The sequence below is a fragment of the Bradyrhizobium daqingense genome, from assembly GCF_021044685.1.
Classification (GTDB): Bacteria; Pseudomonadota; Alphaproteobacteria; order Rhizobiales; family Xanthobacteraceae; genus Bradyrhizobium; species Bradyrhizobium daqingense.
This window is the reverse complement of the sequence record NZ_CP088014.1, coordinates 4,257,886-4,277,255: the sequence shown is the minus strand read 5'-3', so window position 1 is coordinate 4,277,255 and position 19,370 is coordinate 4,257,886. Positions and strand designations below refer to the sequence as shown.

General features: G+C 61.7%; 17 protein-coding genes. 3 read left to right on the top strand and 14 right to left on the bottom strand.

Translation table 11 applies throughout. The features are described from left to right. Nucleotides 1-15: 15 nt before the first annotated feature. From LPJ38_RS20035 to LPJ38_RS20015, 5 genes are all read right to left on the bottom strand, one after another. Nucleotides 16-1,209 carry an ABC transporter substrate-binding protein gene (locus LPJ38_RS20035; RefSeq protein WP_167520667.1) on the bottom strand — a complete coding sequence of 398 codons (1,194 nt, stop codon included), beginning with the start codon at nucleotides 1,207-1,209 and terminating at the stop codon, nucleotides 16-18. Nucleotides 1,210-1,292: 83 nt separating this feature from the next. Beyond that, nucleotides 1,293-2,888 (bottom strand): class I adenylate-forming enzyme family protein, encoded by a 1,596-nt coding sequence (locus LPJ38_RS20030; RefSeq protein ID WP_145639734.1) that lies wholly within the window; start codon nucleotides 2,886-2,888, stop codon nucleotides 1,293-1,295. A gap of 231 nt (nucleotides 2,889-3,119) precedes the next feature. Next, nucleotides 3,120-3,899, bottom strand: coding sequence for an SDR family oxidoreductase (locus LPJ38_RS20025; protein WP_145639737.1), 780 nt, complete (start codon nucleotides 3,897-3,899; stop codon nucleotides 3,120-3,122). Nucleotides 3,900-3,967: 68 nt separating this feature from the next. Next, nucleotides 3,968-4,972, bottom strand: coding sequence for an NADP-dependent oxidoreductase (locus LPJ38_RS20020; protein WP_145639740.1), 1,005 nt, complete (start codon nucleotides 4,970-4,972; stop codon nucleotides 3,968-3,970). A gap of 35 nt (nucleotides 4,973-5,007) precedes the next feature. Continuing rightward, the gene (locus LPJ38_RS20015; RefSeq protein ID WP_145639743.1) at nucleotides 5,008-5,871 is read right to left on the bottom strand and encodes an alpha/beta fold hydrolase; all 864 of its coding nucleotides are present in this window, start codon (nucleotides 5,869-5,871) and stop codon (nucleotides 5,008-5,010) included. A 269-nt stretch (nucleotides 5,872-6,140) separates the two neighbouring features. On the opposite strand from LPJ38_RS20015, the gene LPJ38_RS20010 reads away from it, so the two are divergent. Beyond that, nucleotides 6,141-6,572: a winged helix-turn-helix transcriptional regulator gene (locus tag LPJ38_RS20010; protein WP_145639747.1), complete on the top strand. Its 432-nt coding sequence runs from the start codon at nucleotides 6,141-6,143 to the stop codon at nucleotides 6,570-6,572. 79 nt (nucleotides 6,573-6,651) lie between these two features. Here LPJ38_RS20010 and LPJ38_RS20005 read toward each other — a convergent pair whose 3' ends face one another. From LPJ38_RS20005 to LPJ38_RS19990, 4 genes are all read right to left on the bottom strand, one after another. Next, nucleotides 6,652-7,473 carry an enoyl-CoA hydratase-related protein gene (locus LPJ38_RS20005; protein WP_145639751.1) on the bottom strand — a complete coding sequence of 274 codons (822 nt, stop codon included), beginning with the start codon at nucleotides 7,471-7,473 and terminating at the stop codon, nucleotides 6,652-6,654. A gap of 70 nt (nucleotides 7,474-7,543) precedes the next feature. Further along, nucleotides 7,544-8,248: an SDR family NAD(P)-dependent oxidoreductase gene (locus LPJ38_RS20000; protein WP_145639754.1), complete on the bottom strand. Its 705-nt coding sequence runs from the start codon at nucleotides 8,246-8,248 to the stop codon at nucleotides 7,544-7,546. Between the two features lie 17 nt (nucleotides 8,249-8,265). Continuing rightward, entirely contained in the window at nucleotides 8,266-10,587 is a 2,322-nt protein-coding gene (locus tag LPJ38_RS19995; RefSeq protein WP_145639757.1) for a molybdopterin-dependent oxidoreductase, read from the bottom strand. A 14-nt stretch (nucleotides 10,588-10,601) separates the two neighbouring features. Next, nucleotides 10,602-11,225, bottom strand: coding sequence for a TetR/AcrR family transcriptional regulator (locus LPJ38_RS19990; RefSeq protein ID WP_145639759.1), 624 nt, complete (start codon nucleotides 11,223-11,225; stop codon nucleotides 10,602-10,604). A gap of 161 nt (nucleotides 11,226-11,386) precedes the next feature. On the opposite strand from LPJ38_RS19990, the gene LPJ38_RS19985 reads away from it, so the two are divergent. Together LPJ38_RS19985 and LPJ38_RS19980 are read left to right on the top strand one after the other, a co-directional pair. Then, entirely contained in the window at nucleotides 11,387-12,583 is a 1,197-nt protein-coding gene (locus LPJ38_RS19985) for an acetyl-CoA C-acyltransferase (RefSeq protein WP_145639761.1), read from the top strand. A 93-nt stretch (nucleotides 12,584-12,676) separates the two neighbouring features. Next, nucleotides 12,677-13,879, top strand: a complete 1,203-nt coding sequence (locus LPJ38_RS19980; RefSeq protein ID WP_231088348.1) for a multidrug effflux MFS transporter — start codon at nucleotides 12,677-12,679, stop codon at nucleotides 13,877-13,879. Between the two features lie 127 nt (nucleotides 13,880-14,006). On the opposite strand, the gene LPJ38_RS19975 is transcribed toward LPJ38_RS19980, so the two are convergent. The 5 genes from LPJ38_RS19975 to LPJ38_RS19955 all read right to left on the bottom strand — a co-directional run bounded on the left by LPJ38_RS19975 (nucleotide 14,007) and on the right by LPJ38_RS19955 (nucleotide 19,359). Then, the gene (locus LPJ38_RS19975; RefSeq protein ID WP_145639763.1) at nucleotides 14,007-14,660 is read right to left on the bottom strand and encodes a flavin reductase family protein; all 654 of its coding nucleotides are present in this window, start codon (nucleotides 14,658-14,660) and stop codon (nucleotides 14,007-14,009) included. Between the two features lie 126 nt (nucleotides 14,661-14,786). Beyond that, nucleotides 14,787-15,800 (bottom strand): NAD(P)H-dependent flavin oxidoreductase, encoded by a 1,014-nt coding sequence (locus LPJ38_RS19970; protein WP_145639766.1) that lies wholly within the window; start codon nucleotides 15,798-15,800, stop codon nucleotides 14,787-14,789. A 21-nt stretch (nucleotides 15,801-15,821) separates the two neighbouring features. After that, complete coding sequence (locus tag LPJ38_RS19965; RefSeq protein ID WP_145639768.1) at nucleotides 15,822-17,009, bottom strand: acetyl-CoA C-acyltransferase; 1,188 nt, start codon at nucleotides 17,007-17,009, stop codon at nucleotides 15,822-15,824. Nucleotides 17,010-17,023: 14 nt separating this feature from the next. After that, complete coding sequence (locus LPJ38_RS19960; RefSeq protein WP_145639770.1) at nucleotides 17,024-18,154, bottom strand: acyl-CoA dehydrogenase family protein; 1,131 nt, start codon at nucleotides 18,152-18,154, stop codon at nucleotides 17,024-17,026. 23 nt (nucleotides 18,155-18,177) lie between these two features. Next, the gene (locus tag LPJ38_RS19955) at nucleotides 18,178-19,359 is read right to left on the bottom strand and encodes an acyl-CoA dehydrogenase family protein (protein WP_145639772.1); all 1,182 of its coding nucleotides are present in this window, start codon (nucleotides 19,357-19,359) and stop codon (nucleotides 18,178-18,180) included. Between the last annotated feature and the right edge of the window lie 11 nt (nucleotides 19,360-19,370).

The window sequence follows — 19,370 nt, the reverse complement described above, 5'->3', positions numbered from 1 at the left end:
TTTCAGAAGGTGCAATCACTTTCCGTCGGCGCTGAGTACGCTACCAAATTGCTCCCACGTGGTCCCATTCCAGCGCTGCAACTGCAGCTGCGTATACGCCATGCTGCTTTCGGGGCTCGTGTTGATGACGACACCGGGTATGACAGTGGGAAGCGACAGCCCGCGTATGCTCCGCGATTGCCTGACGATATTCTCCCGCGAGAGATCGTTGCCACATTGCTTGAGTACCTGCTCCAGGAGCTGTCCCTGCTGGGTCCCGAACAGATAATTGTTATCGCCGATATCGGCGCCTGGCAGGTATTTGGCAAAGAAGTCGCGGTACCATTTAATGCCGGGATCATCGGCCCACTTCTTGTCATTCGGATCCTTCGTGATTGTCGCGGCGACGATGCCTACGGCCTTTTCCGGTCCTGCGGGGACGATGGTCGAAGACACCGAGCTCGAAACGAAGTTGATCAGGAACAGCGGCTTCCAAGCGATCTCATCGGCCTTCTTGATGGCCTGCGCTGCGAATTTGGGCGTGCCGGCCACCAAAAACGCCGACGCGCCGGACGATTTCAGCGACACGACGTGGGAATCAATGGTCGGCTCGGTCACTTCGTAGGACGACGCGACGACTTTCTTGTCGAAATCGTCCTTCAAATAGCCCTTGAATGCATTAACGAAGTCCTTACCCAGATCGTCGTTCTGATACAGGATGGCAATCTTCGCGTCCGGCCGGGTCTGGGTGATGTATTTCGCGTAGATTCGTCCCTCGGTGTCATAGCTCGGCAATCCCGTCGTGGTCATGGGGAACTCAGCGAAGTTCGTGAATTTTGTGACTCCGCTCACGACAAACAGATGCGGGACTTTCTTCGCGTTGACGTACTTGATGGTGGCGCTGATGCCGGGCGTACCCAGCGGGCCGAACAGGAACGCCACCTCGTCACTTTCCACGAGTTTCCTGGTCTGCTCCACCGTCTTGGGGGGACTGTAGGCATCGTCGTAGGTGACGAGGTTTATCTTCCGCCCATTGATGCCGCCACGTTCATTGATCGAATTGACGTAGGCGATCATGCCCTTTCCGGTATTGCTGAGCGGCGAAGCGGGGCCGCTGAAAGGGAACGTCGCTCCTATCTTTATCTCGGATTCGGTGACGCCCGGCGTCTGCGCATGCGCGCCGGCTATGGATGCCGCGAGCGCGGCTGCAATCATGGCGCTTCTCAACATTGTCATCTCCCTTCGGCGACAAGTCCGTCGCTAACGTTCTTTCTTAAACAGGCATATTGCCGTGCAAATCATCCTGATGCCCGTCAGCCAGCGGCTGCCGCACGCGACGCCTTCGGGGCGGCCTGTTCGTTCGCCATCTCCCGCAGCTTGTGTTTCAGTATCTTGCCGGTGGAGGCCGAGGGCAGAGCGTCAAGCACAATCAATTCGGTCGGACGCTTGTAGGACGTGAGCAATTGGGCCGTGTACGCCTTGAGGTCTTCCGCGCTGATGCTCGCACCGGGGAGAAGCTGAACGAACGCGACGACCTCCTCGTTGCCCTCGACCTTTCGTCCGACGACGGCCGACTGAACGACCTGGTCGTGCGCGTTCAGGACCGCCTCCACCTCGGCGGGATAAACGTTGAAGCCGGAGCGGATGATGAGCTCCTTGGTGCGGCCGGCGATATAGAGATGCCCCTTGCCGTTCACCCGCGCGAGATCCCCCGTGTTGAACCATCCCTGCTCATCGATCGCCGCCGCCGTCAGGTCGGGCGCACGATAGTAGCCGAGCATGATGTTCGGACCTCGAACGTGCAATTCGCCCACCTCACCGGTCGCCACCTTTTTTCCTTGTCCGTCCACGATCCGGTGCTCGATGCCGGGAAGAAACGGGCCGACCGACTCGTCCGAGACAGGCTGTTCCGAACGGACCCCCGTGAGGCCTGGTGAGCATTCCGTTATGCCGTAATTGTTCAGCAGCGGGATTCCAAACTCGTCCTCGATCCGCTTCTTGAGATCGAGGTCTAGCGGAGCGCCAGCCACCGCCATGATCCGCAGGCTGCCCCGTTCGAGCCGTTGGATGCCCTTGACCGCCTTGTGCTCAAGCAGCCGCTGATATGTGGCAGGCACGCCGAATAGGCTCGTAATCCCTTGCTCGGCGATGGCATGAGCCAGCGCAGCGGGATCGGCCTTGGCCACGACGTGCAACGTGCCGCCGTGCATCAGCGTCGAAATCAGTAGGATCGCATACCCGACGATGTGCGACATCGGCAGCACGCCGTAAATGCGGTCGCCTGGACTGCTTCGTCGAAGGATTCCCGACGTCCTTGCGGTGAAGAGCAGATTGCGGTGGCTCAGCATGACGCCCTTCGGCGCACCGGTCGTGCCCGAGGTGTATAAAAGGCCTGCGACCTGGCGGGCGCCATCCTTCTCGACGGGCTCTGCTTCGGCATCCGCATTGAGAGGACCGACACCGATTCCACCAAATGGTCCGACGGCGCCGATTTTCGCTCCGACGCGGGTGGCATGATCGGCCGCTTCCTTCGACAGAGCCGAGTTGAACAGAACGCGTCTGGCGCCGCTGTGCGTCCCAATCAGGTCGATCTCTCGGGGCGAAAGGCGGGGATTGACCGGAATACCCCAGGCATCGAGCTTGCTCGCTGCGAAGAGCATCACGCCGAGGGCCACGCTGTTCTCACTGGCAATCATCACGCGATCACCGGGCCTGATGCCCAACCCGGCGAGATTCTTTGCAGCAGCGTCGACAGCATCCGAGAACTGCCGGTAGCTCCAGGAACGCCCGCCTTCCACGAAGGCCGGATGATCCGGAATATCCCGCACGAACGGCGCGTAAACCTCGTGCACTCTGGACGGCAGGCTGTCCAGCAGTTCGGCTGCGGTAAGCTCGTCCACGCTCCTCATGCCATCCTCCCTCGCGCCTTGTTTTCGGCAGCGTGCGCGGCCTCCTTCAACCGGGAGGTCCGCACCCTTCATTCATATCGGCCCGCGGAGTAAACCGTTCTAAAATAGAACTGTCAAGACGAGCAGACGTCAATGTGCCAGAGAAAAGCGGAATTCTTGGTGCAGAAATCGAATTCCAATTTAGAATTGGCGATCTCCGCGCACTTGTTCGGAGGGATCAGCTGAGCGTAATTACCATTTCTCGACCCACGGCCGCAGCACGATTTCAAAAGCCCAGGTCGACCGATGCTGGCGGTGCAGCTGCAGATAGGTTTCCGCAATATGGACAGGGTCGGCCATGTTGTCTTCCACGGTCGTCCCCGCCAGACGGTGCGCGCGGGTCCCGTCTTCCTGAGTCCAACCGATCGCGGCATCGATCGGCACATTCGCCACATGGATTCCCTGCGGCATCAATTCTCTCGCCATGCTTTGCGCGAGTCCGGATTTGGCATGGCACGCCATCGCAAATGCACCACTCGATGGAAAACCCTTGAGCGCCGCGCTGGCGTTCGTAAAGATTATCGTTCCTCTCGTACCATTGACGTCGGGTTCGTTTCCGAGCATGAGCCGAGCTGCCTGTTGACCTACCAGAAACGCGCTGAATGCCGAGTTTCGGATTGTTTCGAGCGCCATTATCGGGTCGGCTTCGAGAATGCCCTTGCGGAAAATGCCGGGAACGCGGCCATCGATGTTATGCACGACAAGCCTCGGTGCTCCGATCTCTCGAGCGACATTCGCGAACAGCTGTGCCACGGCCTCCGGTTCGCTTGCATCGCAGGCGTAGCGACGTACGCCGTGCACCTTTTCGAGAGTCTCAAGGACGGCTTTTTCCGGATTCCTGGCTGCGACGGCGACACGCATCCCGTTTTCCGCGAACAGCCTGGCGCAACTCGAACTGATGCCCGGGCCACCGCCGACAATAAGTGCGATGTCCTGCAGGAAAGGCTGTGTATCGCGGTTGGATTCAGTCATGTCGTTTCCTCATGCACTTGGTGCCGGCCGGCGTATGGCGTCGCAATGCAGGCGGCATCGTTACGGAACTATTGTTTCACCGCGATCACGACCTTGCCCTTTGCGCGCCCGGTCTCGACATAGGCGAGCGCGTCGCCGGTTTTTTCGAACGGGAAAACCTTGTCCACGACCGGACGGATCACGCCGGATTCGATCAGGGACGTGATTTCGCGTAGCTGCTGTCCCTGCGCTCGCATGAACAGGAATGAGAAGCGCACACCAAGTTTTCTGGCTTTCTTCCGCATACCATGGCTCAGCAAACGCAGCACCAGTTTCAGGAAGATGTTCATCCCCTGCTCCCTCGCGAATTCGGGGTCGGGCGGCCCGGAGATTGAGATAAGCAGGCCGCCCGGCTTGAGCACGCGCAGAGATTTTTCAAGCGTCTTGGCGTCCTGGCTGTGCAGGACCAGATCGTAGCCCGACAAGACTTTCTCGAAATCCTGGGTCTTGTAGTCGATGACCAAGTCCGCGCCGAGGCTCTTGACCAGCTCGACATTCTTCGCGCTCGTCGTCGTCGCGACGACCGCACCGAGATGCTTGGCGAGTTGGATCGCGAAACTCCCCACCCCGCCGGAGCCGGCCTGGATGAAGACCTTCTGGCCGGGCCTCAGCTGGCCCACCTCGACTAGCGCCTGCCAGGCGGTCAGCCCCACCAGCGGGATGGAAGCGGCGTCTTCCATGCTGATGTTCGAGGGCTTCGGCGCCACGTCGGCTTCGTTCATGGCAATGAATTCGGCGAATGTTCCGATCCGATGATCGCGCGGCCGCGCATAGACCTCGTCGCCTGCCTTGAATCGCCTGACATTACGGCCAAGCCTGACGACCGTCCCGGCAACATCGTGGCCCAGAATGAAGGGCGGACGATACGGCAGGATAAGCTTGAATTCTCCATTCCTGAGCTTGGAGTCCAGGACGTTCACAGCAGTTGCGTGAACCTGAACCAGGACATCATCGTCCCGCAACTCCGGTTCTGGCATGGTTGCCGAGCGCAGAGCCCCTTTCTTCTTATATTTGTCGACGACGAATGCCTTCATGATGTCATCTCCAGTTTGAAAATATGGTCGCGGCGTCAGGCGTCGAGGAACGACAGCGCCTTCGGCACGAAATCGGCGTGGTACTGGAAAATCCCGCCGTGCCCGGCATCTTCGTAGATGACCAGTTGGGCGCCCGGAATACGCCGTGCCATGTCGGTGCTGTTTGCGGTCGGCACCATGATGTCGTTATCGCCATTCGCGATCAGGACCGGGATGCGGAGGCTGCCGAGATCCTGAGGCGCCTGCTGGCCCCAGCTCTTGATCGCCTTGAGCTGCCGCAACAAGGCCACTGGCGTGGCTCCTTTGTCCCGATTTGACTTACGCTCCTTCAGCCTTTCCAGAAAGGCCTTTGCGGCCCGGCGGCCATTGGCTGTGGAGGTGAAGAACAGATAGAATTTCGGGTCTCGCAAAGTCAGCAAGCCCTTGATCATCCGCGGCCAGGACACCGGCCCGACCTTCTCGATACCTTTGCCGCCTGCCGGGCCCGTGCCGGTCAGAATCAGCTTTCGCACGAGACCAGGGGCCTTCAGCGCGATATCCTGGGCTACGAAGCCGCCGAGGGAAAAGCCGAGCAGATCGACTTTTTCAAAGCCCAGCGCGGCGATCAGAGCAATCGTATCTTCTGCCATTTCGCCAACGCTAACAGGCGCTTTCCCGCCTGAAGCGCCGATGCCGCGGTAGTCGATCGCGATCACGCGATGCCTTGTGGCGAGCCCGTCGACGATCGGTGGATCGAAATTGTCGAGAACCGCGCCCCAATGGTTGAGAAGGATCAATGGCACGCCAGTGCGTGGACCGATATCGCGATAGGCAAAAGTTGTTCCTGCAGCACTGATCGAAAGATTCGGCGCATCGACATAGCGCACGACCGATCCTGGGTGGCTGACATAAGTTGACATCACTTACTCCATAATTCGGCTGACACCGGAATCCCTGAGATCAGAGGGATATCGGATGACGCGGTTCTTCCTGTGCGCACGAAGAGGTGCACGTGTTGATAGGCCGCTGTGTTGGCCTTGGCCCGACGCCAGCCCAATGCTGGCGGAAGCACCCGGCATCAGCGCAATTCCGCGTCCTCGGCTCCGGTCTTCCCAATTTGGTGTGGAACACCGACGAATGATCTGTTACTATCAATTTAGTATCAAGTCACTACTAAAATGAGACTTACATGAAAATACCTTCGGCCCAGCCTTGCCTGATCGCCCGAAGCCTGGCGCTGGTCGGAGACGCATGGAGCATGCTGATCATGCGCGACGCCCATGCGGGACTGACCCGCTTCGACGATTTTCGCAGGAGTCTCGGTATCGCGCCGACGATGCTGACGGGGCGCCTTTCGGCGCTGGTTGACGAGGGAGTGCTGGAGAAGCGCCGTTATTCAGACCGTCCGCCACGGGACGAATATGTGCTGACGGAAGCCGGGCGCGACTTCTTGCCGGTCCTATTCGCGATTGGTGCGTGGGGACGCAAGCATCGCAGCGGAGGCAAGGTGACCCGGTTCTTTGATGCCGAGAACGGAACGGAGATCGATCCCCTCACCATCGACCGCGCGACCGGCGCTCCGATCGGAACGCGTCCCATTCGTATCGCCGCAGTCGAATGAGCATTTGCTTGGCGGCTCCAGCTTGTGCGGTTGCGGGTGCGACCCGCCAGGCCTTCGAAGTCATGACCTGAAAGGAGTTTCACCTGTAAGTCGGCGGACGCTTCTCAATAAATGCCCGGACAGCTTCGGCGTGCTGCGCGGTGCCCGCCGCGAGGACCATCCTCTCGGCCTCTTGATCTAGTGACGTCAAGAAGTCGGCCGACAGCGCAAGGTCGAGATTATCCTTCATGGAGGCATAGGCGCTCGCCGGGCCATTCGCCAATGCTCTCGCCATTTCGAATGCCTCGCTTTGCAGTTCGGAATCAGGCACCACGCGATTGATAAGGCCCAATGCTTCGCAGCGCCGTGCACTGATCCGTTCAGACAGAAACATCAGTTCGCGCGCACGTGCCGTCCCGGCAAGCCGGGTCAACAGCCACGAAATGCCGTAATCGCCGGTGAGCGCAATCCTGGCATAGCCTGTCGTCATGATCGTGGATTCGGCCGCGATACGAAGGTCGCAAGCGAGTGCGATCGCAAGCCCGGCGCCAGCCGCCGGTCCCGGCAAAGCCGCTATGGTTGGCTTCCGCACCGAAACAAGTACGCCGGTCAGGGTTCGCTGACGTTCCCGCAATCGCGCAACCTTGTCGCTGAATGACATCGCCGGCGCGGCAGCGTTGCCGCCCATCCCCTTGACATCGCCGCCCGAACAGAAGGCAGTGCCTGCACCGGTAATCAGAAGGGCTCCGACCTCAGGATCATCTCCATTCTGTTTGATCATCCGGCGCAACGCCGGCGTAAGATGATCGGACAACGAATTTCGGGCTCCGGGCCGGTTCAAGGTAATCACCGCGACGCGATCCCGGATCGCGCACAGCAGTTCGTCCGTCCCCGTATCAACCGAGATGGATCCATCAGTCATGTTCCTGACCTTTCAAGTCCCGCGGAGAGCTCTCCAAAGTGACCCAGCCCGCCGTGCCCGTGTTCGAGCGTTACCAATTTTCGTTGAATGGCCGCAGTTCCGTGAGAAACGACCAGGCCGAGCGATCCTGACCGTAGAGATGAAAGAGTTCGTCGGCGATCGCGGCAGGCTTGATGAAGAATTCATCCGGTTTGTCGCTCATCCGCGCGCGCATCCGGGGCGTATCGATAACGGCATCGATGAGAACGTAGGAGACGTGGACGCCGAGAGGTCCTACTTCACGTGCGATCGACTCGGCCAGAATGCGCTGCGCCGCCTTGGTCGGCGCGAAGCCGGCGAAATTGGCTTTGCCTCGGATCGAAGACGTGTTGCCGGTCACCAGGATCGCGCCCTTGCCGCGATCAATCATGTCAGGCGCCACTTCGCGGGCCAGGTACAACAGGCCCATCACGTTGACTTCGAAGTTGCCCTTCAGCATCTTCGGATCGATCTCGCGAAAACTCCCCCAGCCTCCTCCGACCGCGTTGTGGATGAGAACGTCCGCCGCGCCAAAGCGGCGCTTTAGGTCAGCGACTGCGGTCCGCACCTGAGCCTCCTCCGAGACGTCGCAGGTCACCGCGTGCACGTCCGGAAGCTCTTGCGCAAGGCGATTGATGAGCTCCGCTGAGCGGGCAAGCGCGATGATACGAAACCCGCCAGCAGAGAAGCGCTTGACGATGGCAGCTCCCGTGCCGGGCCCTACTCCGGTCACGATTGCGATTGGTTTCTCGGTCATTCGACGCTCCCTTCGAGCTATTGTCCGGCCGCTCTCTTATGAATTCGCTCGGATTGCGACTGACAGGCGGCAGCTTCGTGCTCGGTCACCAGGGCCAGTCGAACCGCGACGTTCTTGTGGTAGGGCGTGCCCGCAATGGGATCGCGGTTGCCGCTCTCGGTGAGCAGATTGATGCGCGGTCCGTTGATCAGGCGCTCTCCGTCCGACGTCGGGTAGCCCTGACCGTAGCCGTGCGGCAGCGCCAATTGGCCGTTCCGCATGGCGTCATCGACCTTGCAGCGGACGACGAGCCGCCCGGCCGCCGACTCCACCGCGATCCAGTCACCATCCTTCGCGCCCAACTCGCTCAGATCGCTCGAATTGATCAACAGGGCGCCGTCCGGGTCGTCGCGACGCCACGCGGGATCGCGAAAGATCTGGTTCGCATTGAACATGCGGCGGCCACCAGCCGCCAGCACGAACGGGAACTCCTTTGGCGCGCTAGCGGCCTGCGGATCGAGACGCGCCAGCCATTCCAGCATCTGCGGAACGATCAGCCGAACCTTGCGATCCGAATGGCCGATCAGCGACCAGACCTCCTCATACTCGTGCCGGGTAACCGCCGTGCCTTGCCGGGAGGCCACGATAGTGTTGAACAGGAGATCTCCGAGCTGATGGTCCTCCACCTGCTCGGATGCGCCGATCGCCCGCCGCACCGCTTGCGGCGATCGCTTCGCGCAAGCCAATGCTGCGCTCCATATCGGCGCCGCGGCCGCGGTACCGTCCGGAAGCGTCTGCCCCAGCGTATGGTAGAGCACCAGGGCAGGCACTGCCGCAGGGTTTTCCGCGATGAAAGCACGAAAGGCCGCGGCGAATTCAGGTCGCGAGCGCCGTGCTATTTCGCGTAGCGGCGCGAGCACATTGTCACCCGGCAGAAGCCCCAGGGCGACGGCAAGCCGCGTGTAGATCTCGGGCTCCGGCAAGGTGCCGGCAAGCGGCGGCAGAACACCGGCGCGGACATGAAAATAGTTGGTCGGAAATTCGAAGTTGAACAGAGTAAATTCGGTCTTTTCGTATTGTGTGGAGGCCGGGAGAACGTAGTGCGCGAGCCGTGCGGTTTCGGTCATCGCAACGTCGACCACAACGCATAGCTCCAGCGATTGCAACGCGCGTTCCACCGCCACCGTATTTGCGGCGGTGTTGGCGGGATTGGAGCTGTCGATCCAGACGCAGCGCAACCGCTCTGGATGATCCTTGAGTACCGCTTCGGGGAAAATGTTGGGCGGCAACAAGCCCCCAATGATCGCGTCGCCGGTCGGCGCGAATGTCTGGTTCGGAGAGTTTCCCCATAGCGGTTGAAGCCAGCTATGCAATTGGTTGGTACCTTCACGGCCGAAATTGCCGGAAAGCATGATCAAGAGCTTCTCGAGATAGGAGTTGAGTGTCGAGTTGACGCCTTGCTGGATGCCGAGTTCAACCCGAACCACCATGGCCTTCGCGGCTGCGATCATCGCGGCGCAGCTCTCCAGCTCCGCGATCGAGATATCGGCGGCGGCCGCCCATTCCTCAACGGGAATGTTCAATAGCGCTTGCCTCACTTCCGCGAAGCCGATCGTGTGCGCCTCGATGAACGCGTGGTCGATCCGGTCGGACCGGACGAGCATGGCCAGCAGCGCGCCAAGGAGAAACGCATCGGCACCGGGGCGAACCGCAAGATGCAGATCCGCCATCTCTGCGGTTTCGGTTCGATGGGGGTCGATGACGATCAGCTTGCGTGCGGGATCCTTGCGGATCTGATTGAGATGGTCGCGCGCATTGGGGAAGCCGTGCGCGATCCAGGGATTTGCCCCGATGACAAGCAGGAGATCGCAATGATGGACGTCCTCTGACGTGTGGCAGGTTTGGCTGCCGAACATGTGGCCATTGACCCAGAAATCGCCGGTTTTTTCCTGCGAAAGCGCGTTGAAGACGCTGCGCGAGCCCAGCGCACGCAACAAGCCGCTGGCATAGGCACCGCCGGCGTGGTTGCCCTGCCCGCCGCCGCCATAAAGGGCAATACTCTTGCCGCCATACCTGTCGACGACGTCTCGAAGCCGCTCCGCGATTTCTGCGATCGCGACGTCCCACTCGATTTCATCAAAGCCGCCATCGGCGCGACGACGCAGCGGGGTCGTGAGCCGATCCCTGTGATGCGCATAGTAGGGAATGCGCGCCGCCTTGTTGCACAGATAGCCTTGCGACTTCGGGTTTGAACGGTCGCCTCGTACCTTCTCGAGGCGCCCTTCATTCACCCAGACCTCGATGCCGCAGTTTACGTAACACAGGTTGCAGGCTGTCTTGAGCCACTTGCCGGCCGTCATGGGCACCTCCCAGATTATGGTTTGTCGCAGCTCATCGCCTTTGCTGTTCTGCGGTGCCGCTTGTGAGTCCGGCCGCAGACAGTCATCCGTCCGGCATCGAGAATATCGTCGGAAAGCTTCCCGGCGCCGACAGCACGCGACAGCACGACTGATCCAACCATGGTCGCAATGGCGCCCGTCGCGATTTCGCGTGCCTGTTGGGGACACTCGGCGGGAAGCATTTCGACAAGGATCTCGATCATCTTCTCCAGCTTGGAAGCAAGGGCACGCCGCTCGCTCGGGCTCGATCGGGCGACATCAGCGGCCAGGGCTGGAAGCGCGCAGCCTTGTCTGGGATTGTCGCGGTGGCGGGAACTGAGATAATCCGCGATCAACGTCTCGAAACGATTCTCGTTCGCCTTCCGGTTCGCCAGTTTTTTCCACCGCTCGGCCGTTTGATCCATCGCAAACGCAATTGCCTCGCCAACAAGCGCGGCACGCGACTCGAAATGGCTATAGAACCCGCCGTGCGTAAGACCCGCGAGCTTCATCAACTCGACAACACTAAGCCCTTCGGCACCGTTTTGACGCAAGCCGTAGGAGGCACTTTCAACGATGCGGCTGTGGGTCTGGCGCCAATGGTCTCCTACGTAACGCATCTCCCCTCCGTGCAAGCTGCTCGGTAACCGGCTGTTCGACCGATCCCATCCACCAGCGCTTCTGGACCGCGCTTTTGGAGCGACGGCAATATTTCATTGCAACGTCGCCCATGTTATATGACTATCGTCATATAACGAAGTGATCAACAGGAGAATTCGTCATGGCCGCCGCTTCCGATCCCGTCGTCATCCTGTCCGCAGCCCGTACGCCGCTCGGCCGCTTCATGGGCGAACTCTCGCCACTCAGTGCCCACAAGCTCGGCTCCCATGTGATCGGATCTGCTCTCGAACGAGCCAAACTGGCGCCCGAGCGGATCGACGAGGTGTTCATGGGCAACGTGTTGCCAGCCGGACAGGGCCAGGCGCCGGCACGCCAGGCCGCGCGCGGCGCCAAATTGCCGGATGCCACCGGCGCCACCACCATCAACAAGGTCTGCGGCTCCGGCATGAAGGCCACCATGCTGGCTCACGATATCATCAATGCGGGTTCCGCTGAGATCGTTCTGTCTGGCGGCATGGAGAGCATGAGCAATGCGCCCTATTTGCTGGCCAAGGCGCGTGGCGGCTATCGCGCTGGCCACGACCGCATCATCGACCACATGCTGATGGACGGGTTGGAAGACGCCTACGAGACCGGACGCTCGATGGGGGACTTTGGCGAGGCCACGGCGGAGGCCTATCAATTCACCCGCAAGGACCAGGACGACTATGCGATCGAGACCTTGACCCGCGCCCGCAAGGCGGTTGAAGGCGGCGCGTTCAGGGCTGAGATTGCTCCAATCACGTTGACCGAGAAGGCCGGGCTCCGGATCATCTCCAATGACGAACATCCGCTCAAAGTCGATCCCGCCAAAATCCCCGGGCTGAAAGCCGCGTTCCGCGCCAACGGCACCATCACGCCCGCCGCCTCATCCGCCAATGCTGACGGCGCTGCGGCGCTCATCTTGGCGAAACGCTCGCTCGCCGATCGCGACGGCCTTCCGGTGCTCGCCGAGATCAAGGGCCATGCCACCCACAGTCAGGAGCCACAATGGTTCACGACGGCCCCGATCCCCGCTATTCGCAAGCTATTGGACAAGGTCGGCTGGAGCGTTGGCGACGTTGATCTGTTCGAGATCAATGAGGCATTTGCCGTCGTCGCGATGGCGGCACAGAAGGATCTCGGCATCCCCAGAGAAAAGCTGAACGTCAACGGCGGCGCCTGCGCGCTAGGTCATCCCATTGGCGCCACCGGCGCGCGGCTGATCGTGACGCTGCTGCACGCGCTCGAAGCGCAAAACCTCAAGCGCGGCGTCGCGTCGCTCTGCATTGGCGGCGGCGAAGCTACCGCCATCGCGATCGAGCGCGTCGTCCGCTGATATCACGGCTGACGGACGAGACGGACTCGGCGAGCGGCGCGAACCGCGTCACTCGCCACTTGATCTGCCCATCCCCCGCGACGAGGAATATCCATGGCTGATATGACGAACACCGCGTCGCGGGACATTCCTAGCTCCAGCGTCCTGCCGATCGCGATTCTTTCCGTGCTAGCCGCGATGGGAACGCTTGCGACCAACATCTTGCTGCCGTCTCTGCCGCAGATTGCGGTCTCGTTGAATGTCACGACTGCGGAGGTCACGTCCGCCATCACCGTGTTTCTTGCAGTGTTCGGGTTAGGCCAGCTCCTGGTCGGACCGCTTTCGGATCGCTACGGAAGACGGTGGCCGGTCCTGATCGGATTTGCCGTGTTCTTCGCCGGCAGCGTTTGGTGCGGTCTGGCAACCGACCTGCCCAATCTCCTCATCGGCCGCGTCGTGCAGGCAACAGGTGCTTGCGCGACGTCAGTGCTGTCTCGCGCCATCGCCCGCGACATGTTCAGTGGCACGGCACTGGCACGCGCGATGGCGCTCATCATGATCGTGATGTCCGCAGCTCCCGGGTTCTCGCCGCTGCTTGGCGGCGCCCTCGACCATAGCCTGGGCTGGCGCGCCGAATTCGCGCTGGTCGCGGCCTTTGCCGCCGTCGGCGCCGTTGCCTACGCCATCGTTCTTGGCGAAACTCACAATTCGATCCGCACGCCGTTCAATCCAGTTGTCGTCGGCAGGACCTATGCCGGTCTGATTGGAGACCGTCGCTTCGCTACCCCCGCGGCCGCCTCGAGCCTCACTATGGGCGGCTTGTTCTCGATGTTTTCCGCTGCGCCGCGCCTATTCATCGAAGCGTTGCACTTCACGCCAATCCAGCTCGGGCTCTTCTTTGCCGGCACCGTCTTCATCGTATTCGCCGCGGGTATGCTTGCCACAAGATTGGCACCACGCTACGGGCTCGATCGTCCGATCCGGGCAGGTTTGTACGCGACGGCCGCCAGCAGTCTTGCGATCCTGCTCATCTCGCTGATCAACCCGACTTTCTTGCCCTTTCTAGGCGCAATGAGCGTATATCTCCTCGGCATGGGCATTGTCAGTCCGTTGGCCACGGCGCGCGCGTTGTCTCCATTTGGCGAGAAAGCCGGCGCGGCCTCGGCGCTGCTGGGTTTCTTGCAGATGATGATCGCGGCAATCGGCGTATGGCTTGCTGCCACAGTATCACATGAAGCAATGTTTGCGCTGGGCGTCGTGATGAGCGCGTTTTCCCTGCTGGCTCTTGGCCTGTACGCGCGGGGCCCGGGGTCTTGATGGGCGTATGACTCCGCACGCGTTTCCGTTCAGTCACTCATCGGCTTTGCGAAGTCGGGCTTAGGCCTGTCGGCAAAACGCGGCAAGGCCTGGCCGGCCCGACAATTGAGCCCTGTTTCCAGCCCAATCAGGTCCCGTGGAATTCCGGCTTGCTGCTGCCCGCTGGGCGCTTCATCTCGAACATGTTCTCGGTCCTGACCTCGAGATAATCTCCACCCCGGCCGGCGCGCAGAATGGGACGCGCAAGTGCCGTGTTGTAGACGCCGTCCTCGATCAACGTTTTGTCGATGTAGACTGCGACGACCTCACCAAGCACGAACCATCCTTCGACCTTTTCTCCGCGTGCGTTGGCCAGCTGAGAGACCTCGACGACCTTGCATTCCATGGCGGCCCTGCTCTCGCCCACCCGAGGCACAGCAACGTGGCGTCCCGGTATCGGCGTCAAACCGGCTGCTTCGAACTCGCTCACGCCGTGATCGAGCGGCGTCGCTGTCACGTTCATGCGCTCGCCGAGATCCATGGTGACCAGATTCCAGACGAATTCGCGCGTCTCGCTGACGTACTTGACGGTGTCTTTCCACGAAATCGAGGAAAATCCGATGATCGGAGGATCGTAGAGGAACGCGTTGAAGAAACTGTACGGCGCCAAGTTCAATTGACCGGCTGCATTGCGCGACGAAATCCAACCAATCGGGCGCGGCGCGATGATCGCATTGAACGGGTTATGCCGGAGCCCGTGGCCTTTCGAAGGCTCGTAGTAGTGGAAGTCGGCCTGGTCCATAAATGCCCCCGAGGCTGCCGAGGGCCGTCAATCTGGCCCGTCGAGCTTCAACAAGGATCGACGCACGCATGACCATGCGTGCGCATAGCCTCCGTCAGAACGTTCGGAAGCGGTATGTCCTCCCGGCTAAGCCATCGCCCGAGCCGCAGCCGGCCGCTGCCCGGCGCCGTCGAGGAAACCAGCCAGGCGCTGCCGGATGAGTCTTTCCGCATCCGCCATGATGCGGTCGATCAGTTCCTTCACGGTCGGAATGTCGTGAATGAGCCCGACGACCATGCCGCAGCTCCAGGCGCCCGCATCCATGTCGCCGTCGATCATCACCCTGGGATAGACGCCCGCCACCTGGTCATGGATGTCCTCGATCTTGAGGCTCTTGCCCTTCTCGCGCTCGATCTCGAGCAGTTGCTCGACGCCCTTGTTGTTCAGGACCCGCTCTGTATTCCGGAGCGCACGCATCACGAGCCTGGTGTCGAGTTCCGTCGCAGCGACCAGCGCCTTCTTGACGTTCTCGTGCACCGGCGCTTCCTTGGTGGCGATGAAGCGCGTGCCCATGTTCATGCCCGCTGCGCCCATCGCCAGGGCGGCAACCAGGCTGCGCGCATCCGCCATGCCGCCCGAGGCAACGAACGGGATCCTCAGTTCCTCCGCGGCGCGCGGCAACAGGATCATGTTCGGCATGTCATCCTCGCCGGGATGGCCGCCGCACTCGAAGCCGTCGACGCTGACGGCATCGCAGCCGATCTGCTCGGCCTTCAGTGAATGCCGGACGGAGGTGCATTTGTGGATCACCTTGATGCCGCCCGCCTTCAGGGCCGGCATGTACTGTTCGGGGCTGCGCCCGGCGGTTTCGACGATCTTGACGCCGCCCTCCCTGATGGCCGCGATGTACTCCGGATAGGGCGGCGCGCTGAAGGTCGGCAGGAATGTCAGGTTCACGCCGAACGGCTTGTCCGTCATGTCGCGGCAGCGAGCGATCTCCTTGGCCAGCAGTTCCGGCGTTCTCTGCGTCAGGCCCGTGATCAAGCCGAGACCGCCCGCGTTGGAGACGGCCGCCGCCATTTCGGCGAAGCCGACATAGTGCATTCCGCCCTGGATGATCGGGTGCTCGATGCCGAACAGTTCAGTGATCGCTGTCTTCACGAATATCTCCCGCGTTTCCGCTCAGTGGATGATTTCAAACAAGCCCGCCGCGCCCATGCCGCCACCGATGCACATGGTCACCACGCCGTATTTCGCCTTGCGCCGCCGGCCTTCGATCAGGAGATGGCCGGTGAGCCGCGACCCAGTCATGCCGTAGGGATGACCGATCGCGATCGAGCCGCCGTTGACGTTGAGCTTGTCCGGATCGATGCCGAGCTTGTCGCGGCAATAGATCACCTGCACCGCATAGGCCTCGTTCAGCTCCCAGAGGTCGATGTCGTCGATCTTGAGGTTATGGCGCTTGAGCAGGCGCGGGATCGCGGCGACCGGGCCGACACCCATCTCGTCCGGCTCGACGCCGGCAGCGACGAAGCCACGAAAAATGCCAAGCGGCTTGAGACCCTTTCTGGCCGCAATCTTGTCGCTCATGATCACGCAGGCTGAGGCACCGTCCGAGAGCTGGCTGGCATTTCCTGCGCTGATCGTCTTACCCTCGAACACCGGCTTGATCTTGGCGAGGCCTTCCGCGGTGGTTTCGGGACGCGGGCCTTCGTCCTTTGTGAGCGTCACCTTCTCGTAGGTGACCTCCTTGGTGTCCTTGTTGAACAGCGCCATCCTGGTCGTGAACGGCACGATCTCGTCGTTGAAGCGGCCGGCCTGTAACGCAGCGCCGACGCGGCGTTGGCACTCGAGGCTGTATTCGTCCTGCTTGTCGCGGCCGATCTTGTAGCGCTCGGCAACGACCTCGGCGGTATCGAGCATCGACATGTACATTTCGGGCTTCATCGCCATCAGCTCGTCGTCGACGGCGTGAAACTTGTTCATGTGCTCGTTCTGCACGAGGCTGATCGATTCGATGCCTCCGCCGATCGCGACCTCGACCCCGTCTGATATCACCGAGCGCGCGGCGACCGCGATGGCCTGCAGGCCGGACGCGCATTGCCGGTCGATCGTGGTGCCGGCCACCGTGACGGGCAGGCCGGCGCGGATCGCACCCTTGCGCGCCACGTTCATCACCATGGTGCCTTGCTGCATCGCGCAGCCCATGACCACGTCTTCTACTTCTCCGGGCGCGATGCCGGCGCGCTTCACGGCTTCGGCCATCACGTGCCCGGCCATGGTGGGGCCGTCCGTGTTGTTGAGCGCGCCGCGATACGCTTTGCCGACGGCCGTTCGGGCGGTGGAAACGATGACTGCTTCAGTGGTCATGCCTGCCTCGCTGCTTACGCGGCCGCGTCCAGCTGCGCGTAACGCAGCACATGGAACGCGGGATCGCCGAACTGGATGTTGATGGAGGAGATTCGCTTGAAATAGTGCCCGACGTTAAGCTCGTCGGTCATTCCCATGCCGCCGTGAAGCTGCACCGCCTGGTCGGCGACGAACTTGCCGGCATAGCCGATCTTCGATTTGGCACCCGCGGCGAGCCGCGACAGGCCGGCATCGCCAGCGCTGAGACTCAGGCTCAGATGCTGCATCAGGGAAAGCGCCTCCTGATGTGCGATGAACATGTCGACCATTCGGTGCTGCAGCACCTGGAAGGAACCGATGGTGGTGCCGAACTGCTTGCGCGTCTTCGAATACTCCAGCGTCGCCGAGTTCAGCTCGCCGATGGCGCCGACTGCTTCCGCGCAGAGCGCGCCGATGGCACGGTCACGGCAGGCTTCCAGCCCGGCAACACCCTCGCCTTCTGCGCCCAGCAATTGCCCGCGGACCTCGCGCAGGCCGAGCTCGGCAGCCCGGCGGCCGTCGATGGTCTTGAAGCTCTGGAGATCGACGCCGGTCGCGCGCCGATCGACCACGAACAGGCTGACGCCGCCGCGGTCGCGATCGTCGCCGGAGGTCCGCGCCGAGACGATCAGATAGTCGGCCCAGGGTGCGGCGATCACCATGGTCTTCGCGCCGGTCAGGATGTAGTCGCCGCCCTCGCGCCGCGCCCGCGTCGTGACATTGGCAAGATCGAAGCGCGATGCCTTCTCCGTCCAGGCCAGCGTCCAGAGTTTCGAGCCGTCGATGATTTCAGGGATGAAGCTCTGCTGCTGCTCCGGCGTGCCCACGTGCTCGATCAATCCGCCGGCCAGCACCACCGTCTCGACGAACGGCTCGACCACGAGGTGACGGCCGAACTCATGCATCACGATCATGGTCGACAACGGACCGCCACCGAGACCGCCGGCGCCCTCGGAGAGCGGCGCAGCGAGCAGGCCGAGCTCGGCGAAAGCGTCCCATTGCTTTCGGCTGAAGCCCTCCTCGCTTGCCACAATCTTGCGCCGCGCCTCGAAGTCGTACTGGTCGCGCAGCAGGCGCTGGACGCTGGATCGCAACAATTCCTGCTCTTCCGTGAACTGAATATCCATCCGATCCTCCCGATCCGCCGCGGCTAAAGCCCGAGCACGGCTTTGGCGATGATGTTGCGCTGGATCTCGTTGGATCCGCCGTAGATGCTCAGCTTGCGCGCGTTCAGATATTTCTCCGACGCGGTATGGCCGTAGTCGGGGCCGGGCATGAAGCGATTGGCGCTGACCGGATGCTCGCGGATGGCAAGGCCGTAATTGCCGATCGCACGATGGGTGAGTTCGGTGATGGCCTGGAAGATTTCGGTGCCGCGGATCTTGAACAGCGAGGCCGCCGGACCGGGATCGATGCCCCGCGCCATCTGGGCGACGACGCGCAGCTCGGTCGCCTCCAGCGCCAGCACGTCGAGCTCGATACGGGCAATGTCCCGCAGAAATTCGAGGTGCGCGGGATCCTCGGCCGGCATTTCGGCCTTCACGATCTGTTTCAGCTTGTTGATGTAGCGGGTGGACCGGCCGATGCCGGCCATGCTGGTGCGTTCGTTGCCGAGCAGGAACTTGGCGTAGGTCCAGCCCTTGTTCTCCTCGCCGATCAAATTCGCGGCGGGCACGCGGACGTTCTCGAGGAAGACGTCGTTGACCTCGTGGCTGCCATCGATGGTGATGATCGGCCGCACGGTGACACCGGGCGACTTCATGTCGATCAACAGGAAGGAGATGCCGGATTGCGGCTTCGCGCTCGGATCGGTCCGCACGAGGCAGAAGATCCAGTCCGCATGCTGCGCCAGTGTGGTCCAGGTCTTGTGACCGTTAACGATGTAGTGGTCGCCGTCGCGGACGGCCTTGGTTCTGACGGTTGCGAGGTCCGAGCCCGAGCCCGGCTCCGAATAGCCCTGGCACCACCAATCCTCGCCGGACAGGATCCGCGGCAGAAATTTCTTCTTCTGCGCCTCGTTGCCGAAGGTGTAGATCACCGGCCCGACCATGGTGACGCTGAAAGCGAGCGGCGGCAGCGTGCCGGCGCGAGAGGTCTCCTGCTCGAAGATGAAGCGCTGCGTGACGGACCAGCCCGGGCCGCCATACTCCTTGGGCCAGAGCGGGGCGATCCAACCCTTCTTGTGGAGGATCCGGTGCCACAGCAGCGACTGCTCCTTGGTCAGGTCGGTCTCCGGATTTGGAACGCGCATTTCCGGCGGATAGTTTTCCGCAATGAAACTGCGCACCTCGTCACGAAACGCGGTGTCCTCGCGGGAAAGCGTGAGCTCCATCGCAGCAGGCT